Annotated in this window: 13 protein-coding genes and 1 rRNA gene; 9 read left to right on the forward strand and 5 right to left on the reverse strand. The window is 70.8% G+C overall.

The genetic code is table 11. From position 1 onward, the window contains the following. Positions 1-79, forward strand: a 5S ribosomal RNA gene (rrf, locus tag AB0J33_RS30150); the annotation flags it as partial. 220 nt (positions 80-299) lie between these two features. Next, the gene (locus AB0J33_RS30155; protein WP_363618364.1) at positions 300-944 is read left to right on the forward strand and encodes a hypothetical protein; all 645 of its coding nucleotides are present in this window, start codon (positions 300-302) and stop codon (positions 942-944) included. On the opposite strand, the gene AB0J33_RS30160 is transcribed toward AB0J33_RS30155, so the two are convergent. Beyond that, entirely contained in the window at positions 917-2,737 is a 1,821-nt protein-coding gene (locus AB0J33_RS30160) for a VanW family protein (protein WP_363618366.1), read from the reverse strand. The genes AB0J33_RS30155 and AB0J33_RS30160 overlap by 28 nt on opposite strands. Before the next feature lie 181 nt (positions 2,738-2,918). Here AB0J33_RS30160 and nudC point away from each other — a divergent pair, with 181 nt between their 5' ends. Beyond that, positions 2,919-3,839 (forward strand): NAD(+) diphosphatase, encoded by a 921-nt coding sequence (gene nudC / locus AB0J33_RS30165; RefSeq protein ID WP_363618368.1) that lies wholly within the window; start codon positions 2,919-2,921, stop codon positions 3,837-3,839. Positions 3,840-3,904: 65 nt separating this feature from the next. Continuing rightward, positions 3,905-4,666, forward strand: a complete 762-nt coding sequence (locus AB0J33_RS30170) for an FkbM family methyltransferase (protein ID WP_363618370.1) — start codon at positions 3,905-3,907, stop codon at positions 4,664-4,666. Here AB0J33_RS30170 and AB0J33_RS30175 read toward each other — a convergent pair. Further along, on the reverse strand, positions 4,659-5,936 hold the full coding sequence (locus AB0J33_RS30175; protein WP_363618372.1) for a polysaccharide biosynthesis protein: 1,278 nt from the start codon (positions 5,934-5,936) through the stop codon (positions 4,659-4,661). The genes AB0J33_RS30170 and AB0J33_RS30175 overlap by 8 nt on opposite strands. A 247-nt stretch (positions 5,937-6,183) precedes the next feature. On the opposite strand from AB0J33_RS30175, the gene AB0J33_RS30180 reads away from it, so the two are divergent. Genes AB0J33_RS30180 through AB0J33_RS30190 form a run of 3 tightly spaced genes read left to right on the forward strand, consistent with a single transcriptional unit; the run spans position 6,184 to position 8,782 of the window. Next, the gene (locus AB0J33_RS30180) at positions 6,184-6,921 is read left to right on the forward strand and encodes a class I SAM-dependent methyltransferase (RefSeq protein ID WP_363618374.1); all 738 of its coding nucleotides are present in this window, start codon (positions 6,184-6,186) and stop codon (positions 6,919-6,921) included. Continuing rightward, complete coding sequence (locus AB0J33_RS30185; protein ID WP_363618376.1) at positions 6,902-8,587, forward strand: hypothetical protein; 1,686 nt, start codon at positions 6,902-6,904, stop codon at positions 8,585-8,587. Before AB0J33_RS30180 ends, AB0J33_RS30185 begins: the two co-directional genes overlap by 20 nt. Positions 8,588-8,623: 36 nt before the next feature. Next, a complete protein-coding gene (locus tag AB0J33_RS30190; protein WP_157563198.1) occupies positions 8,624-8,782 on the forward strand; it encodes a hypothetical protein in 159 nt (52 codons plus the stop codon). Here the strand turns inward: AB0J33_RS30190 and AB0J33_RS30195 are convergent. Next, positions 8,767-9,954 carry a glycosyltransferase family 4 protein gene (locus AB0J33_RS30195; protein WP_363618378.1) on the reverse strand — a complete coding sequence of 396 codons (1,188 nt, stop codon included), beginning with the start codon at positions 9,952-9,954 and terminating at the stop codon, positions 8,767-8,769. The two genes, AB0J33_RS30190 and AB0J33_RS30195, sit on opposite strands and share 16 nt — an antisense overlap. A gap of 128 nt (positions 9,955-10,082) precedes the next feature. Here AB0J33_RS30195 and AB0J33_RS30200 point away from each other — a divergent pair, with 128 nt between their 5' ends. Then, positions 10,083-14,297 carry an alpha-(1->3)-arabinofuranosyltransferase gene (locus AB0J33_RS30200; RefSeq protein WP_363618380.1) on the forward strand — a complete coding sequence of 1,405 codons (4,215 nt, stop codon included), beginning with the start codon at positions 10,083-10,085 and terminating at the stop codon, positions 14,295-14,297. Here AB0J33_RS30200 and AB0J33_RS30205 read toward each other — a convergent pair. Continuing rightward, entirely contained in the window at positions 14,186-15,508 is a 1,323-nt protein-coding gene (locus AB0J33_RS30205) for an acyltransferase (RefSeq protein WP_363618382.1), read from the reverse strand. The two genes, AB0J33_RS30200 and AB0J33_RS30205, sit on opposite strands and share 112 nt — an antisense overlap. 13 nt (positions 15,509-15,521) lie before the next feature. Between AB0J33_RS30205 and AB0J33_RS30210 the strand changes: the two genes are divergently transcribed. Next, complete coding sequence (locus AB0J33_RS30210) at positions 15,522-16,652, forward strand: DUF3068 domain-containing protein (RefSeq protein ID WP_363618384.1); 1,131 nt, start codon at positions 15,522-15,524, stop codon at positions 16,650-16,652. A 58-nt stretch (positions 16,653-16,710) separates the two neighbouring features. On the opposite strand, the gene AB0J33_RS30215 is transcribed toward AB0J33_RS30210, so the two are convergent. Then, entirely contained in the window at positions 16,711-17,454 is a 744-nt protein-coding gene (locus AB0J33_RS30215; RefSeq protein WP_363618386.1) for a class I SAM-dependent methyltransferase, read from the reverse strand. Positions 17,455-17,762 lie beyond the last annotated feature (308 nt).

The following is a 17,762-nucleotide window of genomic DNA, read 5'->3' on the forward strand; positions in this document are numbered from 1 at the left end:
TCCGAACCCGGAAGCTAAGCCCTCCAGCGCCGATGGTACTGCACTCGTGAGGGTGTGGGAGAGTAGGACACCGCCGGACAATCTTCCAGATAAGGTCACTCCTGACGGGGTGGCCTTATCTGCGTTTCCGCGGCACTCGGGTCTACCGAATCACCGGCGGTGATCGACTCGGTTTCGTTGAAGTCGGGGTGTCATGGGTGGGCTACACCCCGTTATCCCGGGAGCCCGAGTCGATCAACGGAATCACGCCCCTTCTGGAGGGGTCGCGGCGATGCCGGATGTCACCGGATACTCGCGTGATGGACCGTCGACGTGAGGAGGCGACCGTGAAGCTGCCGGCCGCTGCGTTGTCCGACAGCACCGCGTCGATCCGGCCGAGGCGGGGCCTGCGGGTCACGGCCCGGCTGGCAGTGATCGCGCTGACGGTATGGGCGGTCGTCGAGATCGTTCGCATCATCCTCGTGGTGGGGCACTACGAGAACCGCATCGAGGTGGCAACCCATGGCAACGTCGATGTGGTGCCGTTCTGGTACGCGTACGTGCTCCTGAGTGAACCGTTCCCCGACGGTTTCGTGACCGGGGCGGCGGACCGGCTGTCGATACTCGCTGCGGTGGTCGCAGCGGCGGTGGTCGGCGGCTGGAGGCACTACGTACGGCGCACCGCGCAGCAGCTCGGCGACACGGTGCCGTGCCCGCCTGCCCGGACCATGCGAGCCTGGTTCGTTGCCGTCCTCGGCGCCCTCGTCCTCTCCCTGCTCAGCTGGCTGCACCGCGGGGCGATCCCGCACGGCGGCGCGCTCCACGAGACGTCACTGGACACCCGACCGGTGGCCTATCCGCTCTGGACCGCCGGGACGGTGCTGGTCGTGGTCACGGCGGTCCTGGGCGTTCGAATCGTGCGGCGGACCGTCGAGACTCAGGAGGGCTTCGGCCCGCAGACGTAGCGGGGCTCCGCGTCGTAGCGCCACGTGAACTTCTCCCGCTTGACCACCACGCCGCCCTTCTTGATGACCCGGAAGGCGTCCTGCGTGAAACCGTTGATGCCGTTCGTCTCGATGCACGAGGGGCCGGGCTCCAGGTGGATCTGCTTCGGCGTCGTGATGTTGCGGCGCGGCCCGTACTCCGTCTTCACGCTGTCGTAGATCTTCGTGCTCCAGATCGACACGGTGATCGTGCTGGACGTGTACGACGTGTCGATGAGCACGCCGTACTCGGTGTTGTTGCGGAACTTGAAGTCCAGGCTCGGCCAGAAGATGGTCGACTCGATGACGGCCGGGTACCGGTCGAACCAGTACGAGTGCGGCTTGTGCTCGACGTCCTCCAGGCCGGCGTAGTAGGTCGCGTTGAACAGCGTGGTGGTGAACTGCGAGGTGCCCCCGCCGACGCCCGGCACCAGCTTGCCGTCGAGGATGACCGGCGCGTCCCGGTAACCCTGGGCGTAGCCGCGCTCGCCGGTGTGACCGTTGAGCGAGAACGTCTTCCCGGGCAGGACGACGGTGCCGTCCACCTCCCTGGCGATGGTCGCGATGTTCTGGCTGCGTGACGAGGCCATGCCGCCGGTGAACCGGGTGGTGAAGGTGGACACCCGTTCCTTGATGCCCAGGCCGGCGAGCTTCTCCGCGGTCAGCTCCGGCGCGGCCGGCTTCAACTCGCCGGTCACCTCACGGCCGTCCGCCTTCGGCAGCACGGCCAACAGGTCCCGGCTCAGGGCCGCCGTGTCCAACTGCTGCCCGGACCGTCCCTCCGTGGCCACGGGACGGCCACCGGAGATGGTCATCGTGGCGTTCTTCGGCGGCACCTCGATGGCGGCCAGCTTGTCACCGAGCGCCGCCCGAAGGCGCTTGACGTCCATCGACGGCGTGAGCTTGCCGGCCTTGTCGGCGCTGAAGCGCAGGCTCTTCGCGATGGCGGCGGGCGGGATCGTCACCGAACCCTTGCCGGTACGCAGGGTGACCGGGGCGGCGACCGCCGGCTTCGCCAGCTCGCTGACCAGGCGGTCCAACTCTTCCGGGGTGGTCGCCGGGTGGCGCTCCACCAGGGGCACGGTGACCGGGGCGCCGGCCAGCCAGCCGGCGCGGACCACCTCGGCCGAACGCTGCGGATCCAGGGCCAGACCGGGCTTGGGTTGCACGACCTTGGGCGTGGTGCCCTGATAGGTGATCGCCGGCATCGTCATCCCCTGGGCCCGGTCGCCGAGCACCTTACGGAGCGCGTCGTCCAACCGACCCACGTCGACGGTCACCACCGGCTCCACGGTGCGGGAGCCGACCAGCCGGCTGACCGGGTGCGCCTCGGCCTCGGCCGCTGCCGCCACCGTCGCCGGCACGTCGACCGTCAACCCCACGTCGGCCGGGTTGATCTCGGCGGAGCGCCCGTCGATGGTCACCTTCAGCGGCGTGGCGAGGGTCGCCGCCCGTCGGTCCAGCTCCGCCCGCAGCTCCCGGTCGGCGTCCGCGCGGCTGCGGCCACCCAGCTCGGTGCCGAGCACGCTGGTGCCACGGGGAACGTCACCGGCGTACGCCCAGGCGCCGGCACCCGCCACGGCGGCGAGGACCCCACCGGCGATGCCGGCGGCGAGCAGCATCCGCACCCGGCGCACCCGGCGCGGGTCTCCGTTCGACTCGCCAGCGGCGCCTGTCGTGACCGGCTCAGGTCCGTCGTCCGGCCAGGTGACCGCGGTGACCTGCACGGTGGGCCGGTCATCGGCGGGTGGACTCTTTTCGCCGTACAGCGTCACTGCAACCTCGATCGCCAGGGTGCCGCGGGAGGTCCTCCCTCCCGGAGGCACCTACGGTAACGAATGCCCGGCCGTCCTCGCGGCTGCGCCCGCCAGGCGCCGCTACCGCGTGTCGTTCGGCGTGTCGCAGCTGTGCGGGGGCGGTGCCGACGGCGGACCACCGACGTGGCACGGTGGCCGGGTGGACACGGCGGAGCGGGTGTTGGCGTACGGGGGCGGTTGGCTGGACCGGGCGGGCCCGTTGCGCACCGATCCGACGCGGTTGAGCGCGTTGCTCACCGAGCCGACCACCGTGGTGCTGCCGTTGTGGCGGGACCGCTGTCTCGTCGACGGGCACGGGCCGGTGCGGTTGAGCGCGGAGCGTGCGGCCCTGGTCCGGTCCGCCGCCGGTGAGACAGTCTTCCTGGGGCTCGACGCGGACGTCGCCGTGTTCGCCGTGGACCTGTCCGCACTCCCCGAGCGGTCCGCCGTCGAGATGGCTGGCGCGGTGCGCTCCGTCGACGTACGGGCACTGGTCGGGAGGCTCGAACCCGGCGACGCGGCCGTCCAGGCGTACGCCAGGGGTTTGCTGCACTGGCACCGGCAGCAACAGTTCTGCGGGACGTGCGGCGCGCCCGCCGTCGCCGGCGGCGGCGGGCACCTGCGGACCTGTTCCGGTGGGGAGTGCGGACGCCTCTTGTTCCCTCGGATCGAGCCGGCGATCATCGTGTTGGTCGAGGCGCCCGGCCGACCGGGGCGCTGCCTGCTGGCCCGGCACGCGGGTGCGGCCGAGGACGCCTACTCGACGCTGGCCGGTTTCGTCGAGGTCGGCGAGAGCCTGGAGGACGCGGTCCGTCGGGAGATGGCCGAGGAGGCGGGCGTGACCGTCACCGACGTGACCTACCAGGGGTCGCAGGCGTGGCCGTTTCCCGCCGGTCTGATGGTGGGCTTCCGGGCCACCGCCACGTCCGACGAGGTACGCGTCGACGGCGAGGAGTTGCTGGAGGCCCGCTGGTTCACCCGGGCGGAGTTGCGCGATCGGATGGCCTCGGGTCGTCCGCTCGGTCGGGTGGACGCGATCGACCACCGTCTCCTGCACGACTGGTTGTCCGCCGAATCGTGACGGGTGCCGGGCCGCTGCGCCGCACACCTGTTCAGGTGGGTGATTGACCGTTAACCTTTGCGCCCATGCCGTCTTCGACCGGTCTGCTGACCGCGGTGAGCTCGCACGTGGCGTCGCTGCTTCCCGACCGGGCCGTGGCGGGGGCCATCCGCGCGGTCTATCCGCGCATCGAGCCTGAGCTCGCGCATCTGGCGGACTTCATGCCCAAGGGCGGCACCGCCCTCGACGTCGGTGCCTGGTACGGGCCATGGACCCGGCGGATGCGCAGGCTTGCCGACCACGTCGTCGCCTTCGAGCCGAACGAGGAGCTGGCGCGGAGCATCGCCCGCGCGTTTCCCGAGGTACGGGTCATCCGCGCGGTGGCGTCCGATCATGAGGGCGACGCCGAGTTGTTCCTGCCGGAGAGTGGCCCCGCGGTGGGCACCTCGTCGTTGGAGTACGGTGCCGGTCGCTCGGTGACCGTCCCCCGTGTGACGATCGACGGCCTGGGTCTCAGCGATGTGCGGTTCCTGAAGATCGATGTCGAGGGGCACGAACTCCCGACGTTGCGCGGTGCGGCCGAGACGATCCACCGGGACGGCCCGGTGCTGCTGGTGGAGGTCGAGGAGCGGGTCCAACCGGTCGCCCCGATCATCGATCTGCTGACCGAATGGGGTTATCGGGGCTACGTGCTGCCGGGACGGGAATGGTTGCCGCTCGCCGACTTCGACATCCGCGGCCACCAGCGTGACGCGATAGCGCGGGTGCACCAGAGTTTCGCGCGACGGGTCGTCCTCCCCCGGCCGCGCTACGTCAACTCGGTCCTGTTCAGGCGGGACGTCAGCTGACCCGATCGGCGAGGTCCGGACGTGCGGTCGACTGCGGCGTCGGCCCCGCCGATGGGCCGCGGCGACGCGCCGACGCGCGGACGACCACCGCAAGGGCGAGCGCGGCGGACGCGGCGGTGGCGGTGGCGGTCCACATGATGCCGGCGAACGTGTGCGGTGCCAGGAAGACCGCCACGATGACGAGCCCGCCCGCCGCCACCCAGAGTGGCACCGAGGGCCAGCGGGCACCACTCGCGATCTGCGCGTTGATCAGCACGAAGGCCAGCGCGTAGCAGGCGCCGGTGGCGGCGAAGAACGGCGCGTATCTGCCGAGGGACGCGTAGTCCTCACCACCGGCAAGCCGGAAGGCGAGGCCGCCGGCCAGCGTGGCGCCGAGCACGAGTGCTGCTCCGCACGCGCCGACGACGGCCCAGGCGGCGCGTCGTGTCCGGCTGTCCTGGCGGGCCATCCGGGGGAGGGCCAGCACGGTCACCACCTGCGGCGCCCAGAGTGCTCCCTTGGTGAGCACGGTCCCGACCGAATAGGCGCCGGACTCCGCCGGTGTCAGCAGCTGCCGGGCCAGGATGAGATCGGCGTACGAGGCGACCAGCATCGCCAGGGTGGCACTGCTGGCCGTGAAGACCTGCCGCAGACCCAGTGTCGATCCGCCTGCGACGCGGCCCCCGGCCTCGTTGATCGAGGCTGCTGGTCCGGCGACCAGTCGCAGGATCGGCAGAGCGGCGTACGAGCAGACGAGACCGGCCAGCAACGAGCCGACCAGGCCGGCGCCGAGGGCGAGCCCACCGATCACGCCGACGTAGCGCCCGACGGCCAACACGCTCATCCCCACCGCGAGGCGCAGGAAACGCTGGTCTCCCTGCAACTCGCCGAGCCACCTAGCGGCCAGCACGACGGGAAACGTCATCCCCACCAGCAGGGTCACCACCTCGATCGGCAGGTGCAGGGTGGTGACGATCAGGGGGATGGCCGCCACCAGGAGGCCCCCGGTGACCGCCGCCGTGCTGAGGGTGACGCGGGCCGTCGGCGTGTGCGGGTGACGTGCCCGGTGCACGGCGACGGCGGTCTGGAGACCCGCGCCGGCGACGCCGGCGATGGCGACGAGGGCCTGCACGGTCGCCAGTGCGCCGAGGTCGGCGGCGGTGAGGTGGCGGGCGCCGAGCATGGGCACCAGGTAGGCCAGCCCGTTGGTCAGGGTCGCCGCGGCCATGACGGCGCTGCCGGTCACCGCCATCCGGCCGGCGTCGGAAACCGGTGCGGTCGTCCCTCTCATACCGGCCGTCTGACTCCACTTCTCCCCGCCGTCGTGACGGCAGGGTGGGCAACCGTCGGGCGCCCACAGGGTACCGAGACTAGGGGGGTGGCGCGGGACGGTAGTCGGCCCGTCCGGCCGGTCGACCTGCGCCCGTGGAGGGGCTAACGTCTCCCCGCGCGAGCGGCTCGGGCGGGGTCCCACCACGGACGATGTCCCGTCGTCGCCAGCACACCGTCCCGTCCTGGCCCACATATAGGAGCCACGTGTGAAGCTCCCCGGTGCCCACCGCGCCGACCTGGCACGATCGGTGCGCCTGTTCCGTGCGTTCCGCGTGGAGCAGACCGACCCCGACTTCTTCTACGGCCTGCTCGCCAAGGACACCGTCGGCCAGCTACAGACGTACGCCGACCTGGCGGGCGCTGTCGTGCTGGACGTCGGCGGGGGCGCCGGCTACTTCGCCGAAGCCCTCACCGGGGCCGGCGCGCGGATCGTCTGCGTGGACTGCGACGCGGGTGAGATGTCCGCACGGGGCGAGGTCGTGCCGGGTGGGGTGATGGGCAGCGCGCTCGACCTGCCCGTACGCACCGGCGCGGTCGACGTCTGCTTCTCCTCCAACGTGCTGGAACACGTGCCGCAGCCGTACGCGATGGCCGACGAGATGCTCCGGGTGACCCGGTCCGGTGGCACGATCTTCCTGTCCTTCACCAACTGGCTGTCGCCCTGGGGCGGTCACGAGACGTCGCCCTGGCACTACCTGGGCGGGCACCGCGCGGCGCGACGGTATGAACGCAGACAGGGTCGGCGGCCGAAGAACGTCTTCGGCGAGAGCATGTACGCCGTCTCGGTCGGCGAGATGCTCCGCTGGGCCCGCCGGCAGTCCGAGGCGGAGATCGTCGACATCCTGCCGCGCTACCTGCCGGAGTGGGCCAAGGGCGTGGTCCGTGTGCCGGGCGTACGCGAGGTCCTCACCTGGAACCTGGTCCTTGTCCTCCGCAAGCGCTGACCGGCCGGGTCGGCTGCGCCTGCACGTCGCCGCGGCCGTCACCGCGCTCCTCGTGTTGGCGCCGCTGGGGCGACCGGGTTACGTGCTGCGCTACGACATGGTCTTCGTACCCCGGCAGCCGTTGCGGTGGGACCTCTTCGCCTCGGGTGACGCGCTCCCGCGTGCGGTGCCGCAGGACGCGGTGGTGTCGCTGCTCAGCCTGGCGGTTCCCGGCTGGCTGCTACAGCGGGTCGCGCTCGTCGCGATCATCTGGTTCGCCGTGGTGGGCGCGGGCCGGCTGGTGCCGGCCCGACGCGAGCTGACCCGCCTCGTCGCGGCCATCGGGTACGCCTGGACGCCGTTCCTGGCCGAGCGGCTGCTGTTGGGGCAGTGGGGCCTGCTGCTGGCGTACGCTGCGCTGCCCTGGCTGGTCCGAGCCGCGATCGGGCTGCGGGAGGGACGTCCCGGGGCGCTGCCTCGGGTGATCGTGTCGGCGGCAGCCGCGGCGATCACCCCCACCGGGGGGCTGCTGGCCCTGACGACGGTGTCGGTTCTGCTGCTGGGCAGAGGCGGCCCAGGTAGGCGGGTGTGCGGTGCGGCGTTCGGCGCGGTGACCGCGCTCAACCTGCCCTGGCTGGTCGCCGCGTTGGTGACCACCGCCGGTGGCCGTTCGGATCCGGATGGGGTGGCGGCCTTCGCCGCTCGCGGTGAGAACTGGGGTGGCCCGCTCGTCGCGCTCGCCGGAACGGGTGGGATCTGGAACTCGCTGACGACCCCGGCCAGTCGGGGGGCTCTGCTGGTGCCGGTCGTCACGGCGGGGCTGCTCGTCCTCGCCGCTCTCGGTTTCCCGGTGCTGCGGGACCGCTCACCGGCGGGGGTGGCGACCCGGCTGGGTGTGCTGGCCGTCGGTTCGTTCGTGGCCGCCGCCCTCGCGACGCTGCCCGCCGGGGCAGCCGCGCTCCGCTGGCTGGTCGCGGAGGTGCCCGGTGCCGGCCTGGTCCGCGACGGCCAGAAACTGCTCATCCCGTACGTGCTCTGCCTGGTGCTCTGTGTGGCGCTCGGCGGCGAACGGGTGGCCGCGCGACTCCGGCGGCCCGGGGACCGGCTGGCCCTGGTCGGGCTGGTGCTGCTGCCGGTGGCGGTCCTGCCCGATCTGGCGTACGGGGTCGCCGGCCGGTTGCAGCCGGTTCGCTACCCGCAGGAGTGGGGGGTCGTCGCCCGGCAGGTAGCCCGGGAACCCGGGCCGACCCTCTCGTTGCCGATGAGCATGTACCGGTCGTACCGGTGGAACAACGGCACGGTGGTGATCGATCCGCTGGCGCGCTTCCTCCCGGTGGAGGTGGTCACGGACGACACGCTCCTCGTCGGTGACCGGGCGGTGGACGGGGAGAGCGGCCGGGTGGCGCGGCTGCGGGCGGCACTCGTCGAGCGGCGTTCGCTGGCGGGAAGTGACCTGCGCTGGGTGGTGGTGCAGCACCGCTCGGGGGGAACGGTCCCGCCGCAGGTGTTGGACGGACTCCAGGTCGTCCACAGTGGCCCGGAGCTGATGCTCTACCGGAATCCGACGGTCTCGCCGGGCGGGTCGGGGCACCGTGCCGGATGGCCTCTGGTGCTGAGCCTCTGCTGCGCCCTGGCGGTGCTCCTGCTCGCGATTGTGAGCCTGTTGCGCCGTCCTACCGCGTGGTAACGTGCCGCCACGCATGTCGATGGAGGAGGGTGCACAATGCCGAAGCCGCTTACCTTGATGCTGGCCGCGGTGGTCGGTGCGGTGCTGGCGGTGGTGGCGCTGGGTGCCATGACGCAGCAGCTCGTCGTCTCGTCGGGCACCGCGGCGAGCACCTCCGACGACAACGGCGACCCCCAGCACTACGGCGTCAGGTAGCCTGCCGCCGGCTTCGGCCCGCCGTCGGTGACGGCCCGCACGAGGTCGGCGAAACGGTTTCCCGATGCCGACCAGGTGAAGCACGCCGCGTGCGACTGCGCCGCCTTTCCCATTTCCAGCCGAAACGCGTCATCAGCCAGAAGGCTTCGTACCTGTGCGACGAAGTCATCGGTGTCGTGGGCGAGTAGACCCGTTTCCCCGGCGACGATTGCCTCGGTGACACCGCCCGCTTCGTGAAACGCGACGGTCGGTGTGCCGACCGCTCCCGCCTCGACGATAGTCAAACCCCATCCCTCTTTCAGGGAGGGGGTCAGGGCGACCCATGTCGAGCAGAGCAATTCGTGCTTCTCCGGCTCCGAGACGAAGCCGGCGAAATGCACCCGGTCTTCGATGTCCAATATGTCCACGACTTCGCGTAGTCGCGTTTCCCACCAGCCCTGCCCCGCGATCGTCAGCCGCAGGGTCGGAAATTCCGTGGCGAGGTGCGCCACCGCTTCCAGTGCAATCTCCACCCGCTTGTGGGGGACGAGCCGGCACAGCACCAGCAGTGAGGGATGCGGGGTGCGGGGGGCGGTGTCGGGCGTCAATTCCGGCGTCCCGTTGTACACCACCGTGACGCGATCCGCGTCGACGCCGAGCAATGCCAACTCGTCACGCGTCGCGGAGGAGACGGTCACGTAGCGGCACCGCCGGTAGACGCGGGTCGCGAAGCGCGACTCGATCCACCACCCGACGCGGGCGCCCCAGGCTCCCAGGACCACCGGCCACTGCTCACGGTGCACGTGGTGCACGAGGATGAGGACGGCGCAGCGCGCGTACAGCGGGGAGAGAAAGGGCAACCCGTTGCACACGTCGACGATCAGATCGGGTCGGCCGAGCGATCGCGCCCGCAGTGGGCCGAACCCGACCAGGCCGGCGAGATAGACGAGCGCGGCCCGCAGGTAAACGGTGTGCCGACCGCCCCGACGAAGGATCCGTAAACCGTGTTCTGTCGTCTCCTCGCGGGGCGCGCCCGGATGGTTCGCGCACAATAGCGTCGCCCGGTGCCCGTGCGCTATCAACTCTTCGGCGATGCGCTCGACGTAGACCTCGGAACCTCCGCCTTCCGGATTGCGCGTGTCGCGCCAGTTGAGGAACAGTACGTGCCGTCCGGGGCCGTCGAGGGTCTGCACCCGCTGCTCCTACTGCCGAGTAGTGTTCGCGATCGCGCCACCCTAAGGCGCTCGTGTCGGAACCCGCAATGGGTCGACGCGTCGGTCCGATGTGCACCAGACGGCCGGCAGCAGACGGGAGAGGCGAAATGCGCGAGGCATCGCAACCGGCGGGAGAGTCGGCGCCCAACGGCGCTTCCTCGGCGGTATGGCGATTGCGAGCGGCATCGGTCTGCGTCGCACTCACGGCGCTGGCGTTCCTTCAGGAACCTGGCAAGATCGTTATGGACACCAAGGTCGATCTCGCGACAAATCCCGTCGGCTGGCTCGAACGCTCATTGCACGTGTGGAATCCCGCGGGGTCCTTCGGACAACTCCAGAACCAGACGTACGGCTATCTATGGCCGATGGGACCATTCTTCGCAGCTGGCGATGCCATCGGGGTGCCCGCCTGGGTGGTGCAACGTCTCTGGTGGGCGCTGCTGATGTGCGTCGCCTGTGTCGGGGTCATCAAACTCGCCGAGCGGCTGGCCATCGGCACGCCGGCCGCCCGGATCATCGCGGGCGTCGCGTTCGCGCTCTCCCCCCGGATCGTCACCGAACTCGGGCCGATCTCGGTCGAGGCCTGGCCCAGCGCGATCGCCCCCTGGGTGCTCGTACCCCTGATCGGGCTGGCGCACGGCGCTTCGCTACGCCGGGCCGTGGCCTGGTCCGCGCTGGCCGTGGCCTGCGCCGGCGGCGTCAACGCCACGGCCGTGCTCGCGGTCGTACCGTTGGCGGTGCTCTGGCTGGTGACCCTGCGGCCGATGCGGCGTCGTCTCCTCGCGATCGGCGCGTGGGGAGCGGCGGTCGCCGCCGCGACCGCCTGGTGGTTGGTGCCGCTGCTGGTGCTCGGCAAGTACAGTCCGCCGTTCCTCGACTACATCGAGACGGCCCCGGTGACCACTCGGGTGACCGACCTCGTGACGACGATGCGCGGCGCCTCGCACTGGCTCGCCTACGGTCGGTCCTGGGGGGCCGGCGCCCAACTCGCGCTCGACGGCCCGCTGATCGTCGCCACCATCGTGGTCGCCGGTCTCGGTCTCGCCGGCCTGGCCCGCAGCGGGATGCCGCACCGGCGTTTCCTCGTCACCGGCCTGCTCGTCGGCATCGCCCTGGTCGCCATGGGGCACGTCGCCACCGTCGACGGATTCTTCGCCGAGTCGCAACGGTCCTTCCTCGACCACGCGGGCGCACCGTTGCGCAACGTGCACAAGTTCGACGTGGTGCTGCGGCTACCGCTGATCCTCGGCCTGGCCCACCTGCTCGGCGTGGTGGCCCGAACGGCCGCGGTGGCCGGTCGCCGGTGGCACTCGGCGCAGCGGCGCGCTCTCGTGGTGAAGGTCGTGGCGTTGACCGGGATCGCCGCCATCGCGAGCCCCGCCCTCGCTGGTCAACTGCCGATCAAGGGCAGCTTCGACAGCGTTCCGGGTTACTGGCAGGCCGCCGGCAGCTGGCTGGACGCCCACCTCGGGCGGGAGCGGGTGCTGGTGGCGCCGGCCGCCCGCTTTCCGGACTACCAGTGGGGCAGCCCAGCGGACGAGATCACCCAACCCCTGCTGAAGAGTTCCTGGGCCGTTCGCAACTCGATCCCGCTCACCCCGCCGACCACGATCCGACTTCTCGACGCCGTGGAATCGGTGCTGAGCACCGGCGCGGGCTCCGACGGCCTGGCCGACCTGCTCGCCCGGTCCGGGGTGCGCTACGTCCTGCTCCGGTCGGATCTCGACTACGGGGCGGCCCGGGCCGCTCGCCCGGTGCAGGTGCGGCAGGCCATCGACCGCTCTCCCGGGCTGCGACTGGCGGCTTCCTTCGGCCCGATAATCGGCGGCGGACGGGCCTTCGGCGGCTACCGGGACCAGGGCCTGGACGTGCCGACCCGCGCGCTTGAGGTGTACGAGGTCCAACAGGTCGTGCAGCCCGTCGTCGCGTACGACGCCACGGCCATCTCGACGGTGGTCGGCGGGCCGGAGTCGCTACTGGACATCGCCGCGGCCCGCCGCCTCGACGCGACACCCACGGTGCTCGCCGGCGATCTGCCGACCGGTGAGGCGCTGGGCCCGGTGCTGCTGACCGACGGCATGCGTCGCCGGGAGGTGACCTTCGGACTGCTGCACGACAACGCGTCGGCCACCACCGAGGCCGACCAGCGGTCCCTGCTCGGCGGAGTCGCCCGCGACTACCTGCCGACCTGGGGAGACGAGTACGCCACGGTGGCGCGGTACGTCGGGATCAACGGCGTCACCGCCTCCAGCTCCTGGGCGCAGGCGCACCCACTGACCGGATCCCGCCCGGCCCACCTCCCGTACGCGGCGGTTGACGGCGACCCGTCCACCTCCTGGCGTACCGCCCCCAGTGCCCCCACCCGTCAGTGGCTGGAGGTCGAACTCGCCGAACCCCGGAAGGTCTCGGAGGTGCGGCTGCGTTTCGACACCGAGGCGGACATGCTGCCCACGAAGGTGACCGTGCGCAGTGGCCCGGAGCGGGTCACCGTCGACTCGTTCGAGCCGACGCTGACCGTGCGGCTTCCCGGCGTGCACTCCAGCACCCGGATCAGGGTCACCATCGAAGCGGCGTGGCCGGTCCGGACCGGTCAGGGGCGGGTCGGCATCGCCGAACTGGAGATTCCCGGGGTGCGGGCGGCGCGGACCCTGGCCACACCGCGGGGGCCGGACACCCAGCAGCCCGCGACGGTGGTGCTCACCGCGTCGCCGGGCATGGACTCCTGCTTCTTCGTCGAGGACGTGCCGCGTTGCGGATCGGGGGTGGGTCGGGAGTCCGAGGACGGTGCGCGGCTCGACCGGACGGTGGTTCTGCCCGCCGGTGCCGCGTACACGCCGACGGTCTGGGCGCGACCGAAGGCCGGCCCGCAGCTCAGCGCACTGCTCGACGCGGAGGTGGCGAAGTCGTGGCCGCTGACGCTGCCGCCACGGGCCACCGCATCGTCCAGCGCGGTGCCCGACCCGGCGGCCCGACCCGGCGCGGTCATCGACGGCGACCCGGCGACGGCCTGGCTGCCGGCGGCGGAGGACGAGGGACCGTGGCTGAAACTCAACTGGCTCACCACCCGCACCATCAACGGCCTGCGGTTGTCGTCGGCCGACTCGGTCGCCCGTGCGCGCCCCTGGCGGGTCACCGTCATCGGCGACGGCGGGGTGCGCTCGGGCACTGTCGACAAGGACGGGTTGGTCACCTTCGACCGGCCGTTGCGCACCGACGAGGTCACCATCCTCTTCCGCGCGAACACCGCGGTGAAGAGTTTCGACCCGTACAACGGTAGATCCGAGCGGCTGCCGCTGGGGATCGGCGAGGTGAGCACCCTGCCCGCCGGACCGCCGATCGTGGTGGATCTCGACGAGCGAGTCACGTTGCCGTGCGGCAGTGGGCCCACGCTTCAGGTGGCCGGTGGGCAGCAGCGGACATCCATCACGGCGAGCCGCCGGGAGCTGCTGGAACTCAGGGAGGTGCGGGCCACCGCGTGCGGCGAGAAGGTGTCGAAGCCACTGGAGTTGCCCGCCGGTGAGCTGCGGGTGGTGGCGACCGGGAGTGATCTGGCCACGCCGACGAGGCTCGTGCTGGACCCGGTCGGCCCCGCCGGTCCGGTCGCGACGCCGAGCCCGGTACGCATCGACGACTGGTCGGCGACCGAGCGACGGCTGCACGTCGCCGCGAACCCGGGCGGCACCGTCATCGCGGTACGGGAGAACGAGAACCCCGGCTGGCAGGCGACCGTGGCGGGGCACGAGCTGAAGCCCATCGTGCTCGACGGGTGGCAACAGGGCTGGCTGCTGCCGCCGGACGTCGGCGGAGACGTGATCCTTCGCTTCACGCCGGACCGTACCTACCGAATTGGCCTGGTGGCGGGTGCGGCGCTGCTCGGGATCGTCCTGCTGCTCGCGGTGCTGCCGTCCCGCCGCCCGCCGAGGCCGTTCGTGGCCGCGCCGGGGCGGCGTCGACGAGGATTGCTGCTACCGGGCGTCGTCGGTGCTGCGGCGCTGGTGAGCGTCGGCGGAATCTGGGCGGTCGTGCTGGCCGGCGTCGGAGCGGTGGCGCTGGTGGCCCTGGGGTTCCTCGCGCCGCACCTGCACCGCAGTGAGCTGCGCCGGCTCCGCCGGGTCAGCCGGTTGGTGGCCTGGCTGCTGCCGGTGCTCTGCTTCGGCGCGGCGGGATGGATCTCGCTCGTCGATCCGCTTCCGCACACGTCCGCGGCGCCTCAACTGGCGGCGCTGGCCGCGGTCACCGCCCTCTGGTGCTCGGTCGCCCTGCCCGCACGGCGCCTCGCGGTCGCCGATCCCCAGCGCAGCACCGGACGCTCGACGACGTAGTAGCTGACCGCCGCGAACGCGATCGCACCGCAGAGGGTGAGCGCGTAGATCCGCACCGGGTTGCCGGTGAAGTAGGCGCGACCCTCGATGCGGAAGATCAGCTCCAACACCAACGGGTGCCACAGGAACATGCCGTAGGAGAGCGTGCCGAGCCAGCGGATCGGTGCGCTACCGAGGGCCAACGACAGCAGCGTGGTCGGGCCGAACACGAGGGGAATCAGGATCATCACCGCGACACCGACGTAGAGCCCGAGCTGCGCGGCGAACTGCCCCGCCGTCGGGGCGGCGACGCCCCGCGGCCCGGTGATCGAGGTGCTGGCCACGGCGAGCAGGCCGAGCGCGATGCCCCAACAGGCCAGGGGCGCGGAGCCGAACTGGTCGAAGACCTGCCACGAGCGGGGTGCCGTCGACGTCCGGAGCGCCACGTGGATCGTGGCGAGCACGATGCCGGCGGCGAACCACAGCGCGTACGACGGGAACCACATGATGTGCAGGCCGGTGTCCAGCAGACCCGCTCCCATCGCGACGATCCAGCCCACCGTGATCACCGCGCCGACACCGGCGAGCGCCACCGTGCGGACGGGCCGCCATCGCCTCCCCACGAGTGCCGCCGCCGCCAACGGCAGCAGCAGGTAGAAGACCACCTCGGTGGCGAGGCTCCAGGTCTGCCCCAGACCGGGCCGGATCCGTGCGTGCTCGTAGATGTGGGTGAAGGTGACGTGCCGCAGCCAGTCGCCCCACGGAGCGACGCCCTGCTCGGGAAGCACTGCGAGGCAGACGATGACCGCGAGCCAGTACGCCGGCAGGATCCGGATGGCGCGTTTCCAGTAGAAGCGCCGGGCACCCGGCGTCGCGGAACCGGTGGCGGCAGCGCGAGCCCAGGGGCGAAAGAGCAGGAAGCCGGAGAGGGTGAAGAAGAGCGCGACCGCGAAATCCATCATGGCGATCCAACCGCCCCAGGTTTCCCGGGTGGTGACGCCCGTGATGAATCCGACGTGCTGCGCAATCACCGCTGCCGCACCGATTACCCGCACCCCGTCGAGGGCCGGCAGACGCGGAAGCGCGGGGGCGGAGGGGGCAGTAAACATCAAGCTTCCCGGGGGTCGCGGAGAGAGGTGACTGGAGAGTAACGTGCCGCCATGCCAGAGGCGTCCACTCGTGACGTCGATGTCTTCAGCGCTTGGCTGGCTGGCGCCTTTTCGCCCTGTCATCGAAGGAGGAGCAGTGAAGAGGATTGTCGGCGCCGCGCTTTTCGGCCTTGGCGTCCTGCTGGTCGTCGCCGCCGTGGGGCTGCCACTCTACGTCGCGCCCCTGGTCAGTCAGTTGCCGTACGACCTGGAACGGTCCGAGTCCGTTGCCGAGGCGGCCGACGCCGAGTTCCTCCAGATCAAGGCGGGCGCGGCGAACGTCGAGCGCGGTGGTCTCCGGTCGACTGTGGAGGTCGTTCCGCTGGCGAAGACCACCGACGAGAAGATGACCGGCGACCTCAAGGGCAAGGCCGTTGTCTGGGACGTGTTCCAGTCGGTGAGGCGCATCGACAACGACGAGATTATTAGCGAGTACAGCACCGAACTCGCCATTGACCGGGTTAGTGGTGCCGCCGCCAAGTGGGATCCTGCCTGGCTCGATGACGGCACCGGACAACCCGCCAACTACGCGGGCCAGGTCTACAAGTTCCCGTTCGGCACGGAAAAGAAGGACTATCCGGTCTTCGACCGGGAGATTCGCAAGACGGTTCCGGCGCAGTTCAAAGAGGTCACCGAGGTACGCGGCGTCGAGGTCTACCGCTTCGAGCAGACCGTCCCCGAGGCGCAGTTGGTGGTTGCCGACAGCAGCCTGAAGGTGTTGTTGGCGCGCTTCGCGCCCGGGGCCACGACCGCCCGACTGATGTACACCAACACGCGCTCGTTCTGGGTGGAGCCCGTCACCGGCTCGTACGTGGATGTTCGTGACCAGCCGCGCAAGGTGCTGGTGCCGGACGTGGGCACGCCGACGGTGCTGCTGAACGCGGACTTCCGCTACAACGAGGCGACGGTGAAGTCCAGCGCCGACCGTGCCGCGGACAACGCCCAGTCCATCCAGGTCGTACGCCTGTGGGGCCCGATCGTGCTCGGTGTGCTCGGTCTGCTGGCGATCGTCGGCGGCATGCTGCTGGTGCTGCGTGGCTCCGGCAAGCAGACCGCCGTCGTCGAGCCGGTCGAGGAGAAGCGGGGCGGTAGTCACCGGGCCGACCGGGATGGCGAGGCCGCCGAGTCGGACGCGCCGAAGCCGGACGCGCCGAAGTCGGACGCCGACTCCACCGAGCCGACGATGCCCGATCAGCGGTCGGCCGCTGAGCGTCCCGCCACGCTCTGACCCCTGAGTCAACCAGTTCGTTCGGTGGGTCCGGTTCGCCGGGCCCACCGAACTGTTTTCAGCGCTTGACGGCCAGCACCACGAGGATCGAGGCGAGCGAGGGTCGGCGGCACATGGCCGCGTCGAACCAGGCCATGCTCGACGGCACTCCGTGGAAACCGGCGCCCCGCAGGGTGACCGGCTCGAACCCTTCGCGGCGGAGCAGGTCGAGCAGTGCGGTGCGGTTGAACAGGCGCAGGTGCCCGACGGGCATGGTGTCGGTCTTGAGGCGGCGCAGCGCCCCCGCGCCGACCTCGGTAGACCGCGTGGAGGTCTCGTAGAAGATCGGTTGTACGCCGGCCAGGAAGAGCGCCCTGTTGTACCAGGCTTGCAGGTTCGGCGTGGTGAGCACCAGGTGGCCGCCCGGCCGGAGCACGCGGGCGCACTCCTCCAGCAGGTGGTCGGGGTCGTACAGATGCTCGAGGACCTCGCCGGCGTGCACCAGGTCGATCGAGCCGTCCGGTAGGGGCAGGCCGTCGCCGAGGTCGCAGCGGTGGAACTCGTACGGCAGCTCGGCCGCCCGCGCGAGTTGGTGCTCGGAGTAGTCGACCCCGATCCAGCGGATGTCCCGCTCGGGAGCGGTGGACGCGAGATGGGCCAGGAAGCTGCCGTCGCCGCATCCGACGTCCAGGACGGCCGACCGGGGTGCCGAGTCGCCGGCCAGCGCGGAGAGAATCAGGTCGGTTGCGACGTGTTGGCGCTGCCGCAACGGGGGTGACTGGCTGCCCCAGCCCTGGGGGCCGTAGTAATCGATCAGCGGCACGCCGCAGAGCATAGCCATCCGGCGGTCCCTGAGGGAGAGTCGCGCGACCCGAGATCGCGCCGCGCGCTTTACATTCGTTACCTTTTTGTAATTCGTCGATGGCTTGGTCACTCTACGTTGCAGAATCAAGGGTATATGTCGCTATTGGGAGTGATTTAGCGACTCTTGAGCTTCGCGGATTCCACAGACCGTGACGCTGCGCTGCTATTGCCATGGCCATCTGTTACCGCCCGGTAATCGGGGGGTTGTGACCTGCGCCGCAACGGGTGCACCATCAAGCCCGATGGTTACCAGCCGGTAACAGACGA

The organism is Micromonospora sp. NPDC049645, assembly GCF_040675155.1.
GTDB lineage: Bacteria > Actinomycetota > Actinomycetes > Mycobacteriales > Micromonosporaceae > Micromonospora.